Here is a 20490-nt window from a genome sequence, read left to right as displayed (position 1 = left end):
GCCCAGGCCGCCCGGTCGAGGTCGACGCGGGCGGCCTGGGCCGTTGTTGTGGTTGCTCGGGTGTTCCTTGCCCCGGGCAGGGCCTAGCTGTGGCGGCCGCGACGGCGGGCGGCCAGGACGGCGAGACCGCCGAGGCCGAGCAGGCCGACGCCGGCCAGGCCGAAGACCATCGGGGCGTTGCCCGCACCGGTGGAGGGCAACTCACCACCGCCACCGGGGTGGTGGCTGGTCGGGTGCTCGGACGGGTGGTGGCTGGTCGGGGCCGGGCCCGAGCTGGACGGACTGGCCGTGGGCGACGAGGACGGGGACGACGACGGCGAGGAAGACGAGGAGGAAGAGGGCGAAGAGGAGGGCGAGGAAGACGGGGACGACGACGGCGAGGTGGACGGCGAAGAAGACGGGGACGACGACGGCGAGGTGGACGGCGACGGGCTCGGCGTCGTCTGGCAGTCCGGCAGGTCCCCGTCGAACGGGTAGCTGTGGATCTCGTAGCCGCCGGTGCCGGTGTGGATCAGGTTGCCCGCGAGGTACACCCGGCCGTTCATCCCGGGCTGGGCGATGGTCGTGGTGCCGCCCGGGTTGCCGGCCAGGACCGAGCCCTGGAACTGGGCGCTGCCGAGGATCTGCGCCGAGGTCGCGGTCGGGAAGTTGTACATCAGCTTCGACCGCATGTCGGTGGTCTGGTCCCCGGCCAGGCCGGTGCCCGTGTAGGTGTTGATGATCGGGCTGTCCCCGAGCATGTTCACCACGACGGTGGCTCCGGCCGGGATGTTGTCGAAGACCAGTCCGATCTGCCCGCCGCTCGGCGAGGCGAGGTTCTGGGTGACGTTGAAGACCTGCTTCAGGCTGGTCCCGTCGCCGGTGAAGGTCGCCTGGCTGGAGGAGATGTCGACGGTGCCGGTCGCGGTGGCCTTCCCGACGCAGTCGGAGATCTCCTCGATCTGGGTGAGCACCGTCTGGTACGGGGCGGCGGCGTTCGGGTCCTGGATCGCCTGGCCGGTGGGGTCGATGCTGACGGTGCCGGTGACGCTGCCCGCGTGGCGCAGGTTGCCGAAGGCCGGGCCGTGGGAGTCGCTCCCGCCGATCAGGATCGAGTTGCCGGTCACGACGTCGACGTTGCCGCCGGTGGTGACGAAGTCGCTGCCGTTGGGCGGCACGACGCGCGAGCCGACGCCGACGACGCCCATGTTGTAGATGCCGCCGCCGTTCTTCTCGACGGTCAGGTTCCCCAGCGTGACGATCTTGCCCTCGGCCTCCGCGGCGCGACCGGTCACGGTGTAGTTGCCACCGGTGAAGACGTTGATGCTGGCGTCCCGGCCGGGGAAGTCGCCGTTGTTCGGCGGCGGCCAGGTGGCGGGGCAGTCGGGGCCCGTGCAGGCGCCCAGCGGCGGGGCGAGCGGAGCAGCCGAACCGACCGTCAGCACGGCCGCCAGCGGCAGCGCCGCGACGACGGTCGCCACGGCGACCCGGACGGTCCGACGCCTGCGGGTGGCGGGTTCTCTTCTCACGGCGGTCGTTCTGTGATCCGGCGTACCGGTGCCCTGACCCATCGACACATTCCTCCGCGCATAGGAAAAAGAGCAGGCGCGCATAACCTGCCCCGTTCGTACCATCTGCTGGCGATCCCGCAGATCCGGGACATCCAACCTCAAATCGGGCGATTCCTACCCTACAGATCTTCAGATCCGATCCGAAAATCCACCGCGCGGCGCAGCGGTCCCCTCCCACCGGCCCTGCCCGGGCGACCTCCGCGCCGCCCCCGCCCGACGTCCGCGCCCGTTAGGTTGGAGCAATGACCTCCGAGGCCCAGGACCAGAGCACGCCGCTCGTCGCCGTCGCGTCCGCCGACGCCGTACTGCGGCACCCCGAAGCGGGCGAGCACCTGCTCACCCCCCTCGAACGCGAGCGCGCCGCACGCTTCCGGCACGAGTCCGGGCGGATCGACTTCACCGCCGGCCACGTGCTGGTCCGGCTCTGCGCCGCCCGGCTGCTCGACGTCCCGGCGGCCTCGCTCACGCTCGCCCAGCAGTGCCCGGACTGCGGCCTGGCCGACCACGGCAAGCCGTACCTGCCGGACCACCCCGAGGTGCACGTGAGCCTGTCGCACACCCGGGGTGTGGTCGCGGCCGGAGCGGGCCACCAGCCGGTCGGGGTGGACGTCGAGCTGGCCGCGCGCGGCGGATCGCTGGGCGCGGTCGCCCGCCGGGTGCTCTCCCCCGCCGAACTGCGCCTGGTCGAGGCGGCACCGGAACCGGACCAGGCGTTCCTGCGGCTGTGGGTGCGCAAGGAGTCGCTGATCAAGATCGGGCGGGCCACCCTGGACACCCTGGCCTCCGTCGACCTGTCCGACCTGCCCCTGGACGTCCCGCCCGGCGCCCCGCTGCGCAGCCGCCACCAGGACCTGCACCTGCTCGACTGGGCCGACCCGGAGCACGGCGCCGCCGTCGCGGCGGTCAGCACCGCCGCGCCGAGGATCGTCCAGCTGACGACGGCGGGCTGAACAGGGCGGAGCACTGCAGTCCTGCGAAACGAGCACGCCCACCCGCGCGGCGGGCCCCCGGATAAGCGGTGTTAGCGTGCCTGATCGCGGGCGCGCCGCCACCGGACGCCCGTCGCACCAGCTGCCCACCGCCGGATTTAAGGGTGTCCCCGCCATGGCCAAGTTCCTGCTGAGCCTGCACGTCCTCGCGTCGGTCCTGTTCATAGGCCCGGTCGCGGTGGCCGTCAGCATGTTCCCGCGCCGGGCCAAGGCCGCGCTGGCCGGCGGGCCGGACCAGGCCTCGGACGCGGGCGTGCTGCGGATCCTGCACCGGATCACCCAGGTCTACGCCCTGCTGGGGGTCGCGGTGCCGGTGATGGGCATCGGCCTGGCCCAGGTGATGGACGTGCTCGGGCAGTCCTGGATCATCGTCTCGATGGTGCTCACCGCGATCGCCGCGCTCTCGCTGCTGCTCTTCGTCCTGCCCGGGCAGCAGGCCGCGGTGGACGCGCTCGGCGCCGACACCGCACCGGAGCAGCACGCCAAGGCCGTCCAGGGCCTGCGGCTGCTGCCGATGACGGCCGGGGTGTTCAACCTGCTGTGGGCGGTGGTCGTGGTGCTGATGGTCATCCGGCCGGGGTCGAGCACCGGCGTCTGAGCCGGACCCCCGAAGCCGTACCGAACGAAAAGCTCCACCGCCCAGCCGTGCCACCCGAATCCACGCCGACCGGGCCGGAAGGCCCTCTCCCCCGGGGCGGGCCCGGTCCAGTACCGTCCTGGCCATGACGATCATGGCGGGCATGGGCAGCCCGACGGGTACCGGAGTCGGACCGCTGCTGCGCGGCTGGCGCGAACGGCGCCAGCTCAGCCAGCTGCAACTGGCCCTGCGGGCGGACTCCTCGACCCGGCACCTCAGCTTCGTCGAAAACGGCCGGTCCCGCCCGAGCCGGGAGCTGGTGCTGCGGCTCGCCGAACACCTGGACGTCCCGGTCCGCGAGCGCAACACCCTGCTGCTCGCGGCCGGCTACGCCCCGCACTTCCCCGAGACGCCACTGGACGACCCGTCGATGGACGCGCTGCGCGGCGGCCTGGAGCGGCTGCTCGCCGCCCACGACCCGTACCCGGCGCTGGTCGTCGACGGGACCTTCCGGGTGCTGGCGGCCAACCGCTCGCTCGGGCTGCTCCTCGACGGCGTCGCCCCGCACCTGCTGGAGCCGCCGCTCAACGCGATGCGGATCGCCCTGCACCCCGAGGGGCTGGCGCCGCGCATCGTGAACCTGCCGCAGTGGCGGCGGCACCTGCTGGAGCGGGTGGAGCACCGGATCGAGCTGCTGCGCGGCGAGGCGCTGCGGCGGCTGTACGAGGAGGTCGCCGGCTACCCGACGGCGGCGGACGACCCGGGCCCGGGCGGGAAGCAGGCGGACGGCGCCGGGCTGTCCCCGTTCGCGCTGCCGATGCGGATCCGGCACGAGGGGCGGGTGCTGTCCTTCCTGTCCACCATCACGACCTTCAACACGCCGCTGGACGTGACGGTCTCCGAACTGGCCATGGAGACCCTCCTGCCGGCCGACGCGGAGACGGTGCGGTTCCTCCAGGACGCGGTCGGCCCGGAGCGCTGACCCCGGTTCAGGTGCGACGCCCCCCGGTGCCGCCCCCGTCGCGGCGGCGCAGCGCGGTGAACTGGAGGACGGCGAACAGGGCCACCACCGCCGCCTGCACCGGGATCCAGACGGCGCCGGCCGTGGTCGGCTCCAACCAGGCCGCCATCGCCACCAGGCTGAGCACCACCCAGACGGCGTTGAGGTCGATCACCGCCTGCACCGCGAGCCGCGGCGGCCGCCGGCGGGCGGCCAGGGCACCGACCCCGAGGGCGTAGCCGGTGAGGAAGAGCCCGAGGGCGAGCAGGACGCTGCGGCCGACCCCGAGCAGTTCGCCGACCGGGCCGGCGAAGGCCAGGTAGACGAGGCCGTTGCCGCCGGTGACCAGGGCGTCCAGGGCGAGCACGCCGCGCACCGTCCACAGGGGGGAGGCGGAGCCGGGGCGGGCGGGCGTGAGGGCGTTCGCGGACATGGCGGATCAGCCTCCTGACGGGGATGGGGCCCGGCGGCGGTGACGCCGGCCGGGTCCCCCCACCCTGCCCGCCCGGCCGCCGGGCGTCGATTACCCCGCAGGTAAGGGCCCGGGGCCGGGGGCGCTCAGGACCGCGCCCCCGGCGACCGGCCGCCTCAGCCCGCCGGGGCGAGCCCGAAGAGCGCGGCGGCGTTGTCGTGGCAGACGGCCCGCAGCCACTCCTCCCCCAGGCCCATCCCGGCCAGTGCCTCCAGCTGGTGCACGTACCGGTACGGGATGTTGGGGAAGTCGCTGCCGAGCAGGACGCGGTCCTGGAGGCCGCGCAGGCGCGGCAGTTCGGCGCGCGGGAACGGGACGTCGGCCTCGGCGAAGTCCGTGAAGGCGATCGTGGTGTCCAGCCGGACGGCCGGGTGGCGCTCGGCCAGGTCGAGGAAGTCGCGATACTCGGGCATGCCGAGGTGGGCGACCACCAGGACCAGTCCGGGGTGGCGCTTCAGCACCTCGCCGATCGGACCGGGACCGGTGAAGTTGCCCGGCACCGGTCCGGACCCGCAGTGGGTGACCACCGGCGTGCCGGTCTCGGCGAGCAGCCCCCACACCTCGTCCAGCTGCCGGTCCGCCGGGTCGTAGCCGCCGACCTGCACGTGCGCCTTGAACACCCGGGCGCCGTCCTCGATCACGCGGGCCACGTAGCCGGGCGCCTCGGGCTCGGGGAAGAACGTCGCGGTGTGCAGGCACTCCGGGGTGCGGGCGGCGAAGTCGGCCGACCAGGCGTTCAGCCAGTCGGCCATGCCGGGCCTGTGCGGGTAGAGCATCGAGGTGAACGCCCGGACGCCGAATTCCCGCAGCCGCTGGACGCGTTGCTCCTCGGCCTCGCGGTAGGTGATCGGCCAGGGCCGGTTCACCAGCGGGCCGGCCGCGTCGAAGTACGCCCACACCTTGTCGAGGACCTTCTTCGGCATGAAGTGGGTGTGCACGTCGATGAGGCCGGGCAGGCCCAGGGCCTGCCAGAACGCGCGGACCTCCTGGGATTCGCTCACGCCGGCACCGGGCGGGCCCGGTCGATGATCCCGGCGGTGTCGACGCCAGACGGCAGGGTGCCGAAGGCGGAGCCGCGGTCACCGGCGAGGCGGGTGGCGCAGAACGCGTCCGCCACCGCCGGGCTGCCGTGGCGGACCAGCAGCGCGCCCTGGAAGGCCAGCGCCATCGACTCGACCAGTCGGCGCGTCCGGTACTCCAGGTCGGCCTGGTCGGTGAGCTGCTTGCGCAGGTCGGCGACGGCCGCGTCCAGCCGGCGGTCCGCCCCGGCGGCGGCGTCGAGCTCGCCGAGGAAGGCCTCGACCGTCTCCGGGCGCTTGGCCATGGCGCGCAGCGCGTCCAGGGCGGCGACGTTGCCGGAGCCCTCCCAGATCGACACCAGCGGCGCCTCCCGGTAGAGCCGGGGCATCCCGGACTCCTCGACGTAGCCGTTGCCGCCCAGGCACTCCAGCGCCTCGGCGGCGTGCGCCGGGCCGCGCTTGCAGACCCAGTACTTGGCCACCGCCAGTCCCAACCGCCGTACCAGCGCCTCGGGTTCGTCCCCGGCCAGGGCCAGGTCGGTGCTCTGGGCGAGCCGCATCGCGACGGCGGTGGCCGCCTCGGACTCCACCACCAGGTCGGCGAGCACGTTGCGCATCAGCGGCTGGTCCACCAGCGACCGGCCGAACGCCCGCCGGTGCAGGGCGTGGTGGACGGCCCGGGTCGCGCCGTAGCGCATGCCGGAGGCGGCGCCGACGGTGCAGTCCAGGCGGGTCATGTTGACCATCTCGATGATGGTCGCCACCCCCCGCCCCTCCTCGCCGACCAGCCAGCCGACCGCGCCGTCGTACTCCAGCTCGGCGGAGGCGTTGGACTTGTTGCCGAGCTTGTCCTTGAGCCGCATCAGCTGGAGGCGGTTGCGGGTGCCGTCCGGGAGGACGCGCGGCAGCATGAAGCAGCTGAGCCCGCCCGGCGCCTGGGCGAGCGTCAGGAAGAGGTCGGACATCGGCGCCGAGGTGAACCACTTGTGGCCGGTCAGCCGGTAGGTGCCGTCCGGGTGCGGGGTCGCGGTGGTGGTGTTGGTGCGGACGTCCGAGCCGCCCTGCTTCTCGGTCATCGACATGCCGGCGATCAGCCCGCGCTTGGTGCGCGGCTCGCGCAGCCCGAAGTCGTACGTGGTGGCGGCCAGCAGCGGCTCCAACTCGCCCGCCAGGGAGGGGTTCGCGCGCAGGGCCGGGACGGCGGCGTAGGTCATCGAGATCGGGCAGGTGTGGCCGGCCTCGACCTGCCCCCAGACGAAGAACTTGGCGGCCCGGGCGGAGTGGGCGCCGGGCCGCTCGTCCCGCCAGGGCGCGGCGTGCAGGCCGTGGGAGACGGCGGTGCGCATCAGCTCGTGCCAGGCCGGGTGGAACTCGACCTCGTCGACGCGGTGGCCGAAGCGGTCGTGGGTGCGCAGGACGGGCGGGTTCTCGTTGGCCAGCCGGCCCCACTCGGCGGCCTGCTCGGAGCCGGCCAGGCGGCCGAGCTCGTGCAGTTCGGACTCGGCCCAGCCGGCGCCGGCCCGGTGCAGGGCGGCGAGCAGGGTCGGATCGGCGGCGGTGTCGTGTCCGTACGGCAGGGGCACCTGGTTGGTGACCTCATGCGTCGCTGTCATCGCGTCCTCCCAGGGCACGCAGGGTGAAGGAGACCAGGGCGGGGACCACGTCGGTGGTGCCCGCCGGCTTCGTGGGCTCGGCCGTCCGTGTGGGCGCGGCCGTTGCCACAGGCGCAGGCACAGACGCAGGCACAGGCGCGGCCGCGAGCGGGCCGGCCAGTGCCTCGCCGACCGCGCCGACCAGCGCGGCGGCGGTCAGCACCGGGTCCTGCTCGGGGAGTTCGCCGCTCGCCACGGCGGCGGCGATCTCGGTGGCGATCACGTCCCGGAACGCCCGGCGGAACACCAGGCGCTCGCTGTCCACGACCGCGTCGGCCGGCTCGACCAGCAGCGCGTACGCCAGCCGGGGCGCGCGCAGAGCGCGGGCGGCGAAGGTCTCGACGACCGCGGCGATCCGCTGCCGCGGGCCCTCCCGGAGGGCGACGGCCGCGTCGACGGCGGCCATCTCGCGGGTGACCACCCGGCGGAACAACTGCACGGACAACTCGGCCTTGCTGGCGAAGTGCTGGTAGAGGCTTCCGGTGGCGATCCCGGCACGGTCCGCCACGGCGGCCATCGTGCAGCCGCCGTAGCCGCGCTCGGCGAGCAGCAGGACGGCTGCCTGCAGCACGGCCTCGCGCTGGGCGTCCAGCCGGGCTTGGACGGCGGGCGTGCGTCGGTCGGCATTTAATTTTTGCATCCAATTTTTCTGTTCTTAAGTTCGGGCCGGGCCGGTCCGTCGGGGGCGGGCCCCGCCAGAGGGGCTTGGTGGCCGCCCCCGACCGGGGGCGGCCTCCTCCCAAGGCGTCACACAGCGCTACGGCCTGCCGGTTACAGCGGGTGGCGCTTTACAGCGGGTGGCGCTGCGACTCCAGCTTCAGGCCCTCCTCGTCGAGCGGGCCGAACGGCGGGATCTGCTGCTTCTTGCCGAGCGAGCGGGCGGCGTCCTGGTCGCCCAGGCCGGCCCACTCCAGCACCTTGGCGGTCGCCTCCGCCGACTGCGCGGCCGGCAGCTGGCCGATGTTGGAGCCGTGGTTGCCGCCCGGCACGGTGTAGACGTAGCTGTCGTCACTGCCCCGGCCGAGCTTGAACGGCTTGGCGCCCCACGGGTCGTTGCCGCCGTAGACGTAGATGATCCGCTCGGCGTCGTGCTTCACCCAGCGGTCGATGTCCCGCATCGTGTTCGGGTTGAAGGAGATCGGGATGTCCTTCGGCACGTACGACCGGGCCGAGTACAGCTCCTTGTAGTCGTAGTGCAGCACGCCCTTGAGGTGCGAGACGTCGAAGAACGGCGCACCCAGCTCGGTCGCGGCCTGGTAGTAGTACGCGGTGTACTTCGCCAGCGACTGGTCGCTGTTGCCGGTGATGCCGGACTGCGAGTCGAACCACGCGTACAGCGCGTCGTCGGTCGCGGTGGCCGCGGCCGGGACCTTGGCGCAGTCCGCCTCGGTGCTGTACTGCCAGAACGCCCAGACCACGTCGAGCACGCCCGCCTCGTACGCCCGGTCCGGCGTGCCGAGGGTGTTGAAGGTCGAGCCGGCGGCCTTGTTGTCGGCCACGTAGCGGGTCTCCAGGCGGTCGCGGCGCACCAGCAGCTCGCGCTGGGCGGCGTTCAGCGCGGCCCGGCACTCGGGGGTGCCGACGGTGCGGAAGAAGTTGGTGTAGGCCGCGTAGTCGTTGACGTCGGTGTTGTTCGGCGCCACGTACGCGATCGTGCCCGCGACGTCGTCCGGGTAGAAGCGGCGGAAGTAGGTGGAGGACATGCCGCCCTTGCTGGCGCCGGTGGAGAGCCACTCCTGCTGGTAGATCCGCTTGAGCGCGGTCACCAGCCGGTGCGAGTCGGCGGCCTGCTGGCGGATGCCGGCCTTGGACCAGTCCGCCGGCTCGGGGCGCGACGGGGTGAAGTACCGGTACTCGATGGACACCTGGTTGCCGTCCACCAGCCGGGTCGGCTCGGTGCGCGACGGGTTGGTGCCCAGCGTGTAGCCGTTGGTGTAGAAGACGGTCGGGCGGTCGTAGCCCCGGTGCAGCACGCTGAAGCGCTGCTGGAAGGTGCCCAGCCAGGGGCGGAAGTGGTCGATCGGCTGGGTGTAGGTGAGCAGGAAGTAGCGGTGGCCGGTGGTGGTCGGCTTCTCCTCGGTGATCGTCACCCCGGGGATCGCCGCCAGGCGGTCCTTGATGTCGGCATTCGGGTCGTCGGCGGGGCTCCGGCCGTGGGCGGCCTCGGCGGTACCGGCGCCCTGGGCACCGGCGGCCAGCGCCGGGGTCGCCAGGCCGCCGAGCGCGAGCAGCGGTATCAGCAGGACGGAAACCAGCAGCCTTCGCAGCGTGGTGGTCATCAACTCTCCATTGGTCACACGGATATGACTGCCGCCCTGTCGGGACGACAGTGCGGCACGGGTGGTGCGCCGGCCGCCTGGTGGACGGCCGAATGGGCCACCCGCCGTTCGCGGGTGGCCCATCGGGGATCGGTGCTGGTCAGCGGGGTCGCCCCGGTTCCGTCACGACGTGGCGGTCGGGCGCGGGGCGGCGGCCGGGCCAGGTCGGATCAGCTCAGGCCAGGACCGTCGTGACGGTTCAGGTCAGGGCCGGACCAGGGTGCAGCCGGGCAGGGTGAGGTCGAACCGGTTGCCGGCGGCGAAGCAGGCCGGGATGCCGTAGGTCTCCTGGGCGTAGCCGATGCCCTGGTGCACCGTCACCGAGCCGTTCTCGTCGACCTCACACGGGTTGTCGAGGGTGCAGGACTCGCCGTTCTCGTTGATCGTGTTGTTGACCGCGACCACCTGCCCGGTGTTCGCGTCCACCACCGGCGAGCCGGAGGTGCCGCCGATCACGTTGCAGCCGGAGGTGTAGCGGACCGAGTCCTTGAAGGTCCAGTCCGCCTCGTTCAACTGGTAGGCGAAGCCGTCGATCGAGCAGGAGTAGATCTTCTTCCAGTAGCCCGAGACGACCTTGATCGAGGTGCCCTGCGTGGGGTGGGCGGCGGAGATGGTCAACGGGGCGATCCCGTACCGGGACTGGATCGAGGCGTAGCTGGTGTTCAGCTGGTAGATCGACACGTCGGTGTCGGTCATGGCGCCGTAGACCACCTTGGTCGCGCGCAGGGTGCCGAGCCCGCTGCCGCTGGAGCTGAGGAGGGTGAAGGTCCGGCTGGAGGGCTGGTTGAGGATCACCTCGCCGGGGCCGGGCATGCCGGACTCCAGGCAGTGGCCGTTGGACAGGACGAGGGCCGGGTCGCTCGCGGCCGAGCCTGGCATCCGGACCAGCGAACCGGAACAGTTGTTGAGGGCCACCGTCCCGGCGAAGTTGACGGCTCGGGGGGCCGCCTTGGTGTCGGTGACCTGGGCCTGGGCGCTCAGGGACTGGCCGTCCTGGGCCGCGACGGACACGGCGGCGGGGGCCTCCGCGGTGGCGGCCTGGGCCGGGAGGGCGCCGGCGAGGGCGGTTGCTCCGGCGACCAGGACGGTGGCGAGCATGCCTATGAGCGGCTTCTTCATGAGAGACCTCTCGGTGTGGGGGTGCACCAAAGCTGTCGCGGACATGACTCACTGTCAAGAGTCAAGACGACACCAAGAAAGCACTTCGGCCGCAATGGCTCGTTCGCGCGGTGGCGGCGGTCCGCCGGCCCCTCCCTTCGCACGGCCGATCGCGTCAACCCGCCCCACGGCCCCCGTCCGCCACGTACTGTGGCGACATCGGACGGGTGACCACAGGGGGCAGGAGTGACTACCGAGTACCGCAGCGACGCGCCGTCGGAGCCCACGGGGGCGGGCGGGCGGTTGCTCGCCGTGAGCGACCTGCACATCTCCTACCAGGAGAACCGCGACCTGGTGGAGAAGATCCGGCCCACCACCCCCGACGACTGGCTGCTCGTCGCCGGAGACGTCGCCGAACTCACCACCAGCGTCGAGTGGGCGCTCGGACTGCTCGCCGAACGCTTCGCCCGCGTGGTGTGGGCCCCCGGCAACCACGAGCTGTGGACCCACCCCGAGGACCCGGTGCAGCTGCGCGGCGTGGCCCGCTACGACCACTTGGTCGACCTCTGCCGGAACCTCGGCGTGCTCACCCCCGAGGACCCGTACCCGCTCTGGCAGGGCGCCGGCGGGCCGGTCCGCATCGCCCCGCTCTTCCTCCTGTACGACTACTCCTTCCGCGCGCCGGGCACGACCACCAAGGAGGAGTCCCTGGCGGCCGCCTACGAGAGCGGCATCGTCTGCGCGGACGAGCGGATGCTCCACCCGGACCCGTTCCCGGACCGCGACTCCTGGTGCCGCGAGCGCGTCCGGCTGACCGAGCAGCGGCTGGCGGCCTGCGACCCGGACGTACCGCTCGTCCTGGTCAACCACTACCCGCTGGTCCGCCACCCCACCGAGATCCTCTGGTACCCCGAGTTCGCCCAGTGGTGCGGCACCGAACTGACCGCGGACTGGCACCGCCGCTTCAACACCGCGGCGATGATCTACGGCCATCTGCACATCCCCCGCAAGACCAGCTACGACGGCGTCCCGTTCGAGGAGGTCTCGCTCGGCTACCCGCGCGAGTGGCGCAAGCGCGGGCTGCCGGAGCCGCTGCTGCGCGAGGTCTTCCCGCAGGCGTAGGTACGCGCTGCCCCGCCGCCGGACCGTCCGGCGGCGGGGCAGATCTCCGACGGATCAGGCCTGCTGCTCCTCCGCCCCCGCCTTGTCCCGCGTCTCCTCCTGCGCCTTCTCCTGCGCCTACTCCTTCTCCTGCGTCTCCTCCTGCGCCTACTCCTTCTCCTGCGTCTCCTCCTGCGCCTACTCCTTCTCCTGCGTCTCCTCCTGCGCCTACTCCTGCGCCTCCTCGAAGGTCGCCGACGCCTCCGGCCGGGCGAGCGTGACCACCAGGTCGCCGTCGCTCACCTCCGCGATCAGCGTGTCGCCCTCCTGCACCGTGCCGTCCAGCAGCAGGTTGGACACCCGGTTGTCCAGCTCCGACTGGATCGTCCGACGCAGCGGCCGGGCCCCGAACTCCGGCTGGTACCCGCGGTTGACCAGCCACTCCTTGGCCGCCTCGGTGACCTCCAACTGCACGTCCTGCGCCTTGAGCCGACGCCGGCTGCGCTCCAGCAGCAGACCGACCACCGACAGCAGGTCCTTCCGGGTGAGCGCGTGGAAGACGATCACCTCGTCGATCCGGTTCAGGAACTCCGGCCGGAACTGCTGGTGCAGGTCGCGCATCAGGTCGCCACGGATCTCGTCCACGTTCCCGGCGTGGTCGAGGATGCGCTGCGAGCCGATGTTGCTGGTCATGATCACCACGGTGTTGCGGAAGTCGACCGTCCGCCCCTGGGCGTCGGTCAGCCGCCCGTCGTCCAGCACCTGGAGCAGCAGGTTGAAGACGTCCGGGTGCGCCTTCTCCACCTCGTCGAAGAGCAGCACGCTGTACGGCTTGCGGCGGACGGCCTCGGTCAGCTGCCCGGCCTCGTCGTAGCCGACGTACCCGGGCGGGGAGCCGACCAGCCGGGAGACGGTGTGCTTCTCCTGGAACTCGCTCATGTCGAAGCGGATCATCCGGTCCGGGTCGCCGAACAGCAGCGCCGCCAGCGCCTTCGCCAGCTCGGTCTTGCCCACCCCGGTCGGCCCGAGGAAGAGGAAGGAGCCGGTCGGCCGGTCCGGGTCGCCCATCCCGGCCCGGCCGCGGCGCACCGCCTGCGCGACCGCGGTGACCGCCTCGTCCTGGCCGATCACCTTCTCGTGCAGGTGCTCCTCCAGCTTGAGCAGCCGCTCCCGCTCGGTCGCGTTCAACTCCGCGACCGGGATGCCGGTCCGGGACGACAGCACCTGCGCGATGTCGTCGGCGGTCACGTCGACGACCTCCTCGCGGGACTCGGCGACGGCCGCCAACTCGTCCTCGGTCTGCCGCAGCTCGGCCTTCAGGTTGGCCGCCCGCACGAACTCCTCGTCCGCGACGGCCTCGTCCAACTCCCGCTTCAGCTTGGTGATCCGGTCCTGCACCCCGGTCGCCTCGGTCGAGCCGCTCAGGCTGCGCAACCGCACCCGGGCACCGGCCTGGTCCAGCAGGTCGATCGCCTTGTCCGGCAGGAAGCGGTCGCTGACGTACCGGTCGGACAGCGTCGCCGCCGCGTCCAGCGCCTCGTCGGTGAACCGCACCTGGTGGTGCGCCTCGTACGCGTCCCGCAGCCCCCGCAGGATCTCGACCGTCTCCTCGACGCTCGGCTCGGGCACCAGCACCGGCTGGAAGCGGCGCTCCAGCGCGGCGTCCTTCTCCACGTGCTTGCGGTACTCGTCCAGCGTCGTCGCACCGACCACGCTCAGTTCACCGCGCGCCAGCGCCGGCTTGAGGATGTTGCCGGCGTCCATCGAACCCTCGCCGCCGGAACCCGCGCCGACCACGGTGTGCAGCTCGTCCAGGAACAGGATCACGCTCTTCTCGGCCGCCGTGACCTCGTCGATCACCTTCTTCAGCCGCTCCTCGAACTCGCCCCGGTACTTGGAGCCGGCCACCAGGGCGGTCAGGTCGAGGGTGACGACCCGCTTGTCCCGCAGGCTCTGCGGCACGTCCCCGGAGACGATCCGCTGCGCCAGCCCCTCCACGATCGCGGTCTTGCCGACGCCCGGCTCGCCGATCAGCACCGGGTTGTTCTTGGTCCGGCGGGACAGGATCTCGACGGTCTGCTCGATCTCCTCGGCCCGCCCGACCACCGGGTCCAGCCGGCCCGAGCGCGCCGCCTCGGTGAGGTCCAGCCCGTACTCGTCCAGCGTCGGCGTCTCACTCGGGTGCGCGCCCGTGCTGCTGCGCTCCCCGCCGACACCGCGCCCCTCCAGCACCGTCCTCAACGCCTCCTGCGAGGGCGCCGCGTTGCGCAGCGCCGTCCCCGCCCCGGACCGCTCCTGGTCCAGCAGCGCGCCGAGGATGTGCTCCGGCCCGATGTACGAGGCCCCGGCCGCCTGCGAACGGGCATGCGCCGCCAGCAGCGCACGCTTGGCCGACGGCGTCAGCGCGGGCTGCCCGTCCACCGCCGCCGGATCCCCGGACGGCAGCGACCGCTCCAGGTCACCGGCCAGCTGGTCCGGGTCGATCCCCGCCCGCTCCAGCATCCGGCGCGACGGCTCCACCCGGGTGGCCGCCCAGGCCAGGTGCCCGGTGTCGAGATCACTGATCCCGTCCTCGCCGGCCCGGTGCGCGGCCAACCCCAGCAACTCCTGCGAGGACTCGCTCAGCAACCGCCCGATCGGCACCCGCTGCACGGCGGGCGGGGAGGCCATCGGACTCATCCCGAAGAAGCGGCTGAGCAGATCGGAGAACGGATCACTCGATCCGAACGGGGGCATGGTCACGGAGGATCACCTCTCCCAAGCGGTGTGCAGCCACCCAAACACAGCCCACCCCACCCCGCCTCCCGAGCCCCGCCCCCTCCCACCTGACGGCATCCCCGCCTCCCCCGCCCCGCCCGCCGCACCGACCGAGCGGCCCGGGAAACGACGAAGGGCCCGCCCCGGGAGACATGTGCCTCCCGGGACCGGCCCTCCGAACGGTGGTGGGCGCGGACGGTTTCGAACCGCCGACATCTGCTTTGTAAGGCTTGGCGTCCGCCACCCGCCCCGACCTGCACCTCACCCGCCCGTGCCCGTTCCCCGGCCACCGCACCGCCGGCACCCGTGACTGACCGCCACGTACCACCCGTTCTGGCACGCCTGTGGCACGCTCACAAGTCGATGCCGGTAACGCGTTAGCGATGCTACTCCGGTCCGCCACCGGTCCGGATCATGCTCGGACGCCCAGCTGCGGTGGGGGCTGGCCGTCAGCCTGCCATGCGCAGGCCAACTCGCCGGAACGCGCTCTGCTGCATCACATCTACGTCGAGGTCATAGGGCGGCCGGCCATCAGTGCGACGCTTGCCGGGTTCATCCTGTCAGTGGCCTCGCCTAACATGAGCCCAACTTGCTGATGGGGAGGCGGCGATGGCGAAAGTCCTTGGCACCAAGAAGACCGAGCGCGCCGGAGTCAACGAGTTTCGATCACTCATGGAGTCCGCTGGCCACATCGTCCAGGAAATTGATGGCGGAAACGACTACGGCGAGGACTGCTACCTTAGCTTCACCGAACACGGTCGCCGAACCGGCGACATTGTTGCAGTCCAAGTAAAGAGCGGCCTTAAATATCGACGAGCTGTGGGCTATGGCATCCCCTGCAGAGATCACATCGAGGATTGGTCTCTCAGCCGAATCCCTGTAATCGGAGTTGTTTATGACCCAGAAATAAGGAAGCTTTTCTGGGTCAATCTCACCGAGTACCTCCTCTCAGAAATCACAAAGGGGAAGAGGCCTCGCAGCGTGCCGCTGAGCGAGACCTCCATACTTGATCGAAGCACCATCTCTGCCGCTGTCGCAGAGGTCAGGTCATTTATTGCACGGGATGACCATTTCGATCGGCAGACCAGCACTGGACTAAGGGCTCAGATCGGCGAAGCCATTCGACGTCGAAGGCATCGCGACTCGAACCACATCGAGGAACATCCCCTCGGAGGCCACTCGATGCCATCCGCTGTCGCAGAAGTGGAGTTCCATGAGCGCCACCCGAAGCTCCTAGGCAGAAGCATCAAGCTTGGCACATACGCTGTGATGGCTCTAGTACTGGCAATGGAAGGACCCGGTCTGTACCAGGCAGCCGAACGGGAGGACCGTCCGGGCTGGCTTTGGCTTATCTGCTTCTATGGAACAATCATGCATCTCTTGAATCTCGGGAAAGAGGAGAGGCATAAGAAGCGGCGATATGCTCTACGATATGGCGCATATACACTACTCTTCTCAGGCTGGTATGTAGGCATCGGCCACATGGGTAATTCCTGGCCCGTAAATTACACCTTCGAATGGATTTTTGTTGACGAAATGCCAGTAGTGGCCCAAGTTTGCATCTTTCAAATCGGGGCCTTCTACGTGCGCAGGGAGTATTCAAAGCGGCGAAGGTTGCGCAATGCATACGGCGACAGTATCCCCGAAGAGTAACGGACACGTGCATAATCGCTCCTATGCCACCGTGGCTGCTCCAACGTGCCCCCTCGCAGGCCAAATTTACGGGCGGTGGGGCGGTTTTGGCCGGTGTCCTGTCTGGTCTGGGGTCGAGCATGATCCGGGGGGCCTTAAGCTGCTGCGACTCGGTCAGGGCATTTGGGCCTAACCGCATTTGGCCGAGTGGCCCCCAGTCTTGCTCGACACGGGCCCCGGGTCCGGAGAGGTGGGTAAAACCGCAGAGTCGCCCGCCCCAGCCACCCTGCTGCCACTGTCCGGGCGGTCGCCGCCGCCCCTCCCCAGGCGGCCGACGCCGGGCGTGCGGGCTGGCGCCCGGTCCCGGCGCGACGCGTCCAGCGTGGCCAGTCGCACGCATGGCCTGCTGCTCCGCCCCTAGAGCTGAATAGCAACTATTTTTGATCGCCTACCCCACGCCACGCTAGCGACTTACTGACTGCATCTTGCACTCGGTCAGCAACTGGAATTCCGCCAGTTGCGATAGACAATGCCGCCGCGACAATAAGGCTGATGCGGATGCTCGAACTAGCGCCACTAGATGCGATTTGCGGAATCATCGGCAATGCGAAGGCGAATGACGCCAGGACCGCACTTGGCCAAAGACGTTGCCAGATAGAGAACCATCTCCGGGGAACCGATATTTCTGGGGCGTTAGCCGTCAGCCCGCCCCAGTCCTTATCGACCCAGGCAACAAATGCTTGACAGAGCGATGCTTCAACTTTTGAGAATGTCGAGAAATCAAGAGCCATGGCAAGGGGGATTTTGTGAGACCTGATCACAGCCGCAAGCTTTGCCCCCTCGATGCGCACATGCGCGCGAACCTCCCGATCCTCCCTTGGGGTCAGATCCAAAAATGGAGACTTAAACTCGACCGCCCAAGCAATCGTCTCAATCTCTCGCAATATCGACCCGACATGCCTCTTATTCTTCCACAGGTTCCTTTGATTGGAGCGCGCAACCTTCCCAGCCACACGGAGAAGGCCAAGAATCACCACGTCAATATTCGCCTGCGGGAGCCGCCGGCGGGCCTTTCTGATTCTCCACCACCTAGGCAGAGCGAGAGGGATCTGCGCAAGAATCGCAGCGTCATAGAGGATAACGCCGACCTTGAAAATCGCAGGCACCGGCCTGGCGTCATGAGAGTGGGAAGTCAGCCCGAGAATCACCATAACCAAGGGCAGGCTAAATGGATAGCTTCGCCCTGCAAAGTGGGCCAGCAGTTGAGAAAATCGATTCCTTCCATTGCTGACGAAGTATGCCGCAGCGTGAGCCGAGAATAAAGCCGATACCAGAAATAGGACACTTGCAATCGCATAGGCGAACGACTGAGTGCCCACGCTCGAATGGAAGGCAAGAATCGTAAAAGCTGCCCCGGAAGCCAAGCCGCCGAATACTATATCAGGAACCGGTGGATGATTGTCGTAATGCAAGGCCGAACGAGCCGCCGCACGAAATAGGTGTCGCTCAATTCGAGGACGGTCCACGTGCGGGATTTCCTTCAGCGAGGAAAGGTCTATACGACACTGTTCCTTTCGCTTGGCCATGTCAAGTCTTAGACGTGCGGCAGACAGCACCCTACGCTCCACTCCCTGGGCTTCTACGCGATCCTCCCAGGCCTAGAAGTGGAGCGACAGGGATTTCCGGGAACTCGACAGAATCGGATGAAGCAGAGCAGGTCAGATAGCCGTTGCTAGGCGTTCTCTACCGGCCCGATGCGCGCACGGCCCACCCGGCCCCGGAGATATGACTATCAGTCAGGCGATCGCTACTGGGCCATTACCGATCGGATCAGCCCGACCTGACCAACCGCCATTCCAGGACTGCCCGACTCAAAACAGCAGGTCAATAGCCATGCTGGGACAGCGTTTACCGCCCCCGGTGACCCCTACCGCGCCATTCCCCCTCATGGAATCAACGCTCGCCCAACGCGAACAGGTCCTCGGCGACACCCACCCCCAGGCCTTGAACGGCTGCAAGAGCCCCGCCAGAGCGTTATCGGACCCCGGGGCGGCAAGCCCCGCCGGAGCAACTTCCGGGACGACTGGATCAAGGCCCGCACCGCCGCCGCGGGTCAGCGAGGAAACGCACTTCCACGACCTTCACCACACCGGGAACACCCTCGCCTCGCAGAACGGGGCCAGCACCCGGGAGCTCATGACCAGGATGGGTCACAGCAGCACCCGGGCAGCACTGATCTACCAGCGCATGACCAGCGACCGGGACTGGGCCATCGCCGGTCGGATGGGTGAGGCGCTCGGGCAGCAGGGGGCATCTGGCACGCGGGTGGCGCAGGAGGAGTAGGACCCCGGAAACGATCAAGGGCCAGTTCGGGAGAACGTTGCCTCCGAACTGGCCCTTCGCATGGGTGGGCGCGGACGGTTTCGAACCGCCGACATCTGCTTTGTAAGAGCAGCGCTCTACCACTGAGCTACGCGCCCCCTGTCGTGGCCCGGTGGGGGCACGACGACTGCCTAGGGTACCTGGTCCCGGGGGGTGCTGTGGTGCGGGTGGTCGGGGAGTGGGACGGGTGGGGGTGCCGGTGGGGTGGGGTGATCGGGAAGAATGGGGGTGGATCAGCGGGTCGGAGCAGGGAGCGCGCAGTGACGGTGGCCGGCGGGAGCGGGCGGGGGTGGCGTCGGGCGGGGAGTGCGCTGGCCGACGCACTGGTGGTGCCGGTGGTGCTGGCGGGTGCGCTGGGTGCGCTGGGGCTGGCCTCGGCCGGGACGGGCGGCTGGTGGGGTCGGCGCGGCGGGGAGGGTGTGCGGGCGGACGCCAAGGCGGCCCGGGACGCCGCGCAGGAGGCGTTCTACGAGCTGGACTCGACGCAGCGCGAGGTGCAGTTGGCGGTGGAGACCGTCCGGGCGGCCGAGGACGAGGCGACGGCCCGCCGGGCGCTGGCGGACCTGGCGGGGATCACCGGCCGGGTGGACCAGGTCACCGTGAACTACCTGGGCGCGCTGGACGCGTACAACCTGGACGACGAGGCGCTGGACGCCGGCGCCGCGGCGCGGGCCCGGCGCCAGCTGGAGGACGTGAAGGGGCAGCTCGGCTCGGCCCGGGCGGAGCTGAACGACTTCCTCCAGCGGCTGCAGCCGGCCCTCCAGCGCGCCGAGCAGCAGCTGATGCGGGTCACCCCGGCGGTGGAGCAGGCGAAGCGCGCGCTGCTCCAGGCGAGCAACGCGCTGGACGCGGTGCGCGGCGCCGGGCTGCTGGCGGACGACCTGGCGGCCCGGCTGGCCGAACTGGCGCCGGAGCTCGGGCTGCTGAACGAGGGGCCGGCCCGGCACGGGGTGGCGCCGACGCTGCGGCGCGCGGACGACGTCCGGCAGCGCGCCGAGGCGATCGCGGCCGACGCCGGTCAACTGCCGGAGCGGGCGCGGGAGATCGACCGGCGGGTGGCGAGCCTGCGGACCCGGATCCAGGCGCTGGAGACCAAGGCGGAGACGGTCGAGCCGGCGCTGAGCGAACTGCGCCGCCGGTTCAGCTCGGCCTGCTGGCAGGACCTCCAGCGGGTGTCGGAGCAGGTCGCGGAGACCGGGCGGGCGGCGGAGCGCAAGCTCGCCGAGGCCGCCCGGGCCCGGGACGAGCAGCGCTGGGCGGACGCGACGGGCGCGATCGGTACGGTGCGCGCGCTGCTGGACACCGCGGACGGGTCGGTGGTCGCGGTGAACGAGCGGCTGCGGCAGCTGAACGAGGTACAGCACGACCCCCACCGGGAGGTGGAGCGGGCCCGGTTCGCCCTGCGCGACGCGCAGCGGCTGGCGATGACGGGCCGCAGCGCGCCGGACCCGCGGCACGCCGCCCCGCTGGACGAGGCGGTGGCGCGGCTGGACCGGGCCGTGGCCACCCTGGAAGCGGCCGGCCGGCACCCCGACTACTGGCACTTCCTGACCGAGCTGGCGGGCGTGCGGGAGACGGCGGCGCAGGTGATCGGGCTGATCCGCGGCGATCTGGGCGGGCACCGGTAGCACCCCCAGTAGGACGCCAACAGGGCACCGACAGGACGTCGGCAGGGCTCCGCCTGGGTACCCTGCCGGTATGCCACGCTACGACTTCCGCTGCCGCTCCTGCGGCGCCACCTTCGAACTCCGCCGCCCGATGGCGCAGGCCGGCGCCCCCGCCGTCTGCCCGCAGGGCCACGAGGACACCGTGAAGCTGCTGTCCGCCGTCGCCGTCACCGGCTCCGCTTCGGGCGGCGCCCCGCGCCAGGCCCCCTCCGGCAACGGTGGTGGCGGAGGGGGCTGTTGCGGCGGCGGCTGCTGCGGCTGACCGCTGCCGCTTCC

At 70.5% G+C, this 20490-nt stretch carries 17 protein-coding genes and 1 tRNA gene; 8 read left to right on the top strand and 10 right to left on the bottom strand.

Translation table 11 applies throughout. The features are described from left to right. Positions 1-83: 83 nt before the first annotated feature. Positions 84-1508 carry a choice-of-anchor A family protein gene (locus tag ACFWPT_RS06995; RefSeq protein WP_380480131.1) on the bottom strand — a complete coding sequence of 475 codons (1425 nt, stop codon included), beginning with the start codon at positions 1506-1508 and terminating at the stop codon, positions 84-86. 284 nt (positions 1509-1792) lie between these two features. On the opposite strand from ACFWPT_RS06995, the gene ACFWPT_RS06990 reads away from it, so the two are divergent. The 3 genes from ACFWPT_RS06990 to ACFWPT_RS06980 all read left to right on the top strand — a co-directional run bounded on the left by ACFWPT_RS06990 (position 1793) and on the right by ACFWPT_RS06980 (position 4098). Beyond that, the gene (locus tag ACFWPT_RS06990; protein WP_063347417.1) at positions 1793-2500 is read left to right on the top strand and encodes a 4'-phosphopantetheinyl transferase superfamily protein; all 708 of its coding nucleotides are present in this window, start codon (positions 1793-1795) and stop codon (positions 2498-2500) included. 154 nt (positions 2501-2654) lie between these two features. After that, complete coding sequence (locus ACFWPT_RS06985) at positions 2655-3137, top strand: DUF2269 family protein (RefSeq protein WP_063347418.1); 483 nt, start codon at positions 2655-2657, stop codon at positions 3135-3137. Between the two features lie 124 nt (positions 3138-3261). Continuing rightward, the gene (locus tag ACFWPT_RS06980) at positions 3262-4098 is read left to right on the top strand and encodes a helix-turn-helix domain-containing protein (RefSeq protein WP_380480129.1); all 837 of its coding nucleotides are present in this window, start codon (positions 3262-3264) and stop codon (positions 4096-4098) included. Between the two features lie 7 nt (positions 4099-4105). On the opposite strand, the gene ACFWPT_RS06975 is transcribed toward ACFWPT_RS06980, so the two are convergent. The 6 genes from ACFWPT_RS06975 to ACFWPT_RS06950 form a co-directional block, all read right to left on the bottom strand. After that, positions 4106-4549, bottom strand: a complete 444-nt coding sequence (locus tag ACFWPT_RS06975; protein WP_380425983.1) for a hypothetical protein — start codon at positions 4547-4549, stop codon at positions 4106-4108. Between the two features lie 155 nt (positions 4550-4704). Further along, the gene (locus ACFWPT_RS06970; protein WP_380480127.1) at positions 4705-5589 is read right to left on the bottom strand and encodes an amidohydrolase family protein; all 885 of its coding nucleotides are present in this window, start codon (positions 5587-5589) and stop codon (positions 4705-4707) included. Continuing rightward, positions 5586-7220, bottom strand: a complete 1635-nt coding sequence (locus tag ACFWPT_RS06965; RefSeq protein ID WP_380480125.1) for an acyl-CoA dehydrogenase family protein — start codon at positions 7218-7220, stop codon at positions 5586-5588. The genes ACFWPT_RS06970 and ACFWPT_RS06965 overlap by 4 nt, the downstream gene beginning before the upstream one ends. Continuing rightward, positions 7204-7899 (bottom strand): TetR/AcrR family transcriptional regulator, encoded by a 696-nt coding sequence (locus tag ACFWPT_RS06960; protein ID WP_380480123.1) that lies wholly within the window; start codon positions 7897-7899, stop codon positions 7204-7206. The genes ACFWPT_RS06965 and ACFWPT_RS06960 overlap by 17 nt, the downstream gene beginning before the upstream one ends. A gap of 148 nt (positions 7900-8047) precedes the next feature. Then, the gene (locus tag ACFWPT_RS06955) at positions 8048-9538 is read right to left on the bottom strand and encodes a S28 family serine protease (protein WP_380480121.1); all 1491 of its coding nucleotides are present in this window, start codon (positions 9536-9538) and stop codon (positions 8048-8050) included. Between the two features lie 243 nt (positions 9539-9781). Further along, a complete protein-coding gene (locus ACFWPT_RS06950) occupies positions 9782-10696 on the bottom strand; it encodes a serine protease (RefSeq protein WP_380343765.1) in 915 nt (304 codons plus the stop codon). A gap of 225 nt (positions 10697-10921) precedes the next feature. Here ACFWPT_RS06950 and ACFWPT_RS06945 point away from each other — a divergent pair, with 225 nt between their 5' ends. Then, positions 10922-11797: a metallophosphoesterase gene (locus tag ACFWPT_RS06945; RefSeq protein WP_063347425.1), complete on the top strand. Its 876-nt coding sequence runs from the start codon at positions 10922-10924 to the stop codon at positions 11795-11797. Positions 11798-12004: 207 nt separating this feature from the next. On the opposite strand, the gene ACFWPT_RS06940 is transcribed toward ACFWPT_RS06945, so the two are convergent. Continuing rightward, a complete protein-coding gene (locus ACFWPT_RS06940) occupies positions 12005-14512 on the bottom strand; it encodes an ATP-dependent Clp protease ATP-binding subunit (RefSeq protein WP_380480139.1) in 2508 nt (835 codons plus the stop codon). 630 nt (positions 14513-15142) lie between these two features. Between ACFWPT_RS06940 and ACFWPT_RS06935 the strand changes: the two genes are divergently transcribed. After that, positions 15143-16186, top strand: a complete 1044-nt coding sequence (locus tag ACFWPT_RS06935; protein WP_380480119.1) for a DUF4365 domain-containing protein — start codon at positions 15143-15145, stop codon at positions 16184-16186. Between the two features lie 413 nt (positions 16187-16599). On the opposite strand, the gene ACFWPT_RS06930 is transcribed toward ACFWPT_RS06935, so the two are convergent. Beyond that, positions 16600-17751 (bottom strand): hypothetical protein, encoded by a 1152-nt coding sequence (locus tag ACFWPT_RS06930; protein WP_380480117.1) that lies wholly within the window; start codon positions 17749-17751, stop codon positions 16600-16602. A 610-nt stretch (positions 17752-18361) separates the two neighbouring features. Between ACFWPT_RS06930 and ACFWPT_RS06925 the strand changes: the two genes are divergently transcribed. Further along, positions 18362-18508 (top strand): integrase, encoded by a 147-nt coding sequence (locus tag ACFWPT_RS06925; protein WP_380480115.1) that lies wholly within the window; start codon positions 18362-18364, stop codon positions 18506-18508. A 65-nt stretch (positions 18509-18573) separates the two neighbouring features. Here the strand turns inward: ACFWPT_RS06925 and ACFWPT_RS06920 are convergent. Further along, a tRNA-Val gene (locus ACFWPT_RS06920) sits at positions 18574-18645 on the bottom strand. A gap of 168 nt (positions 18646-18813) precedes the next feature. On the opposite strand from ACFWPT_RS06920, the gene ACFWPT_RS06915 reads away from it, so the two are divergent. Both ACFWPT_RS06915 and ACFWPT_RS06910 read left to right on the top strand, forming a co-directional pair. Continuing rightward, complete coding sequence (locus tag ACFWPT_RS06915; protein WP_380480137.1) at positions 18814-20175, top strand: hypothetical protein; 1362 nt, start codon at positions 18814-18816, stop codon at positions 20173-20175. Between the two features lie 70 nt (positions 20176-20245). After that, positions 20246-20476 carry a zinc ribbon domain-containing protein gene (locus ACFWPT_RS06910; RefSeq protein WP_063347431.1) on the top strand — a complete coding sequence of 77 codons (231 nt, stop codon included), beginning with the start codon at positions 20246-20248 and terminating at the stop codon, positions 20474-20476. Positions 20477-20490: the final 14 nt, after the last annotated feature.

The sequence above is a fragment of the Kitasatospora sp. NPDC058478 genome, from assembly GCF_042720345.1.
In the GTDB taxonomy this organism is placed as follows: Bacteria; Actinomycetota; Actinomycetes; order Streptomycetales; family Streptomycetaceae; genus Kitasatospora.
Note: the sequence above shows the minus strand (reverse complement) of the source record. Positions and strands in the feature narration are given on the sequence as shown.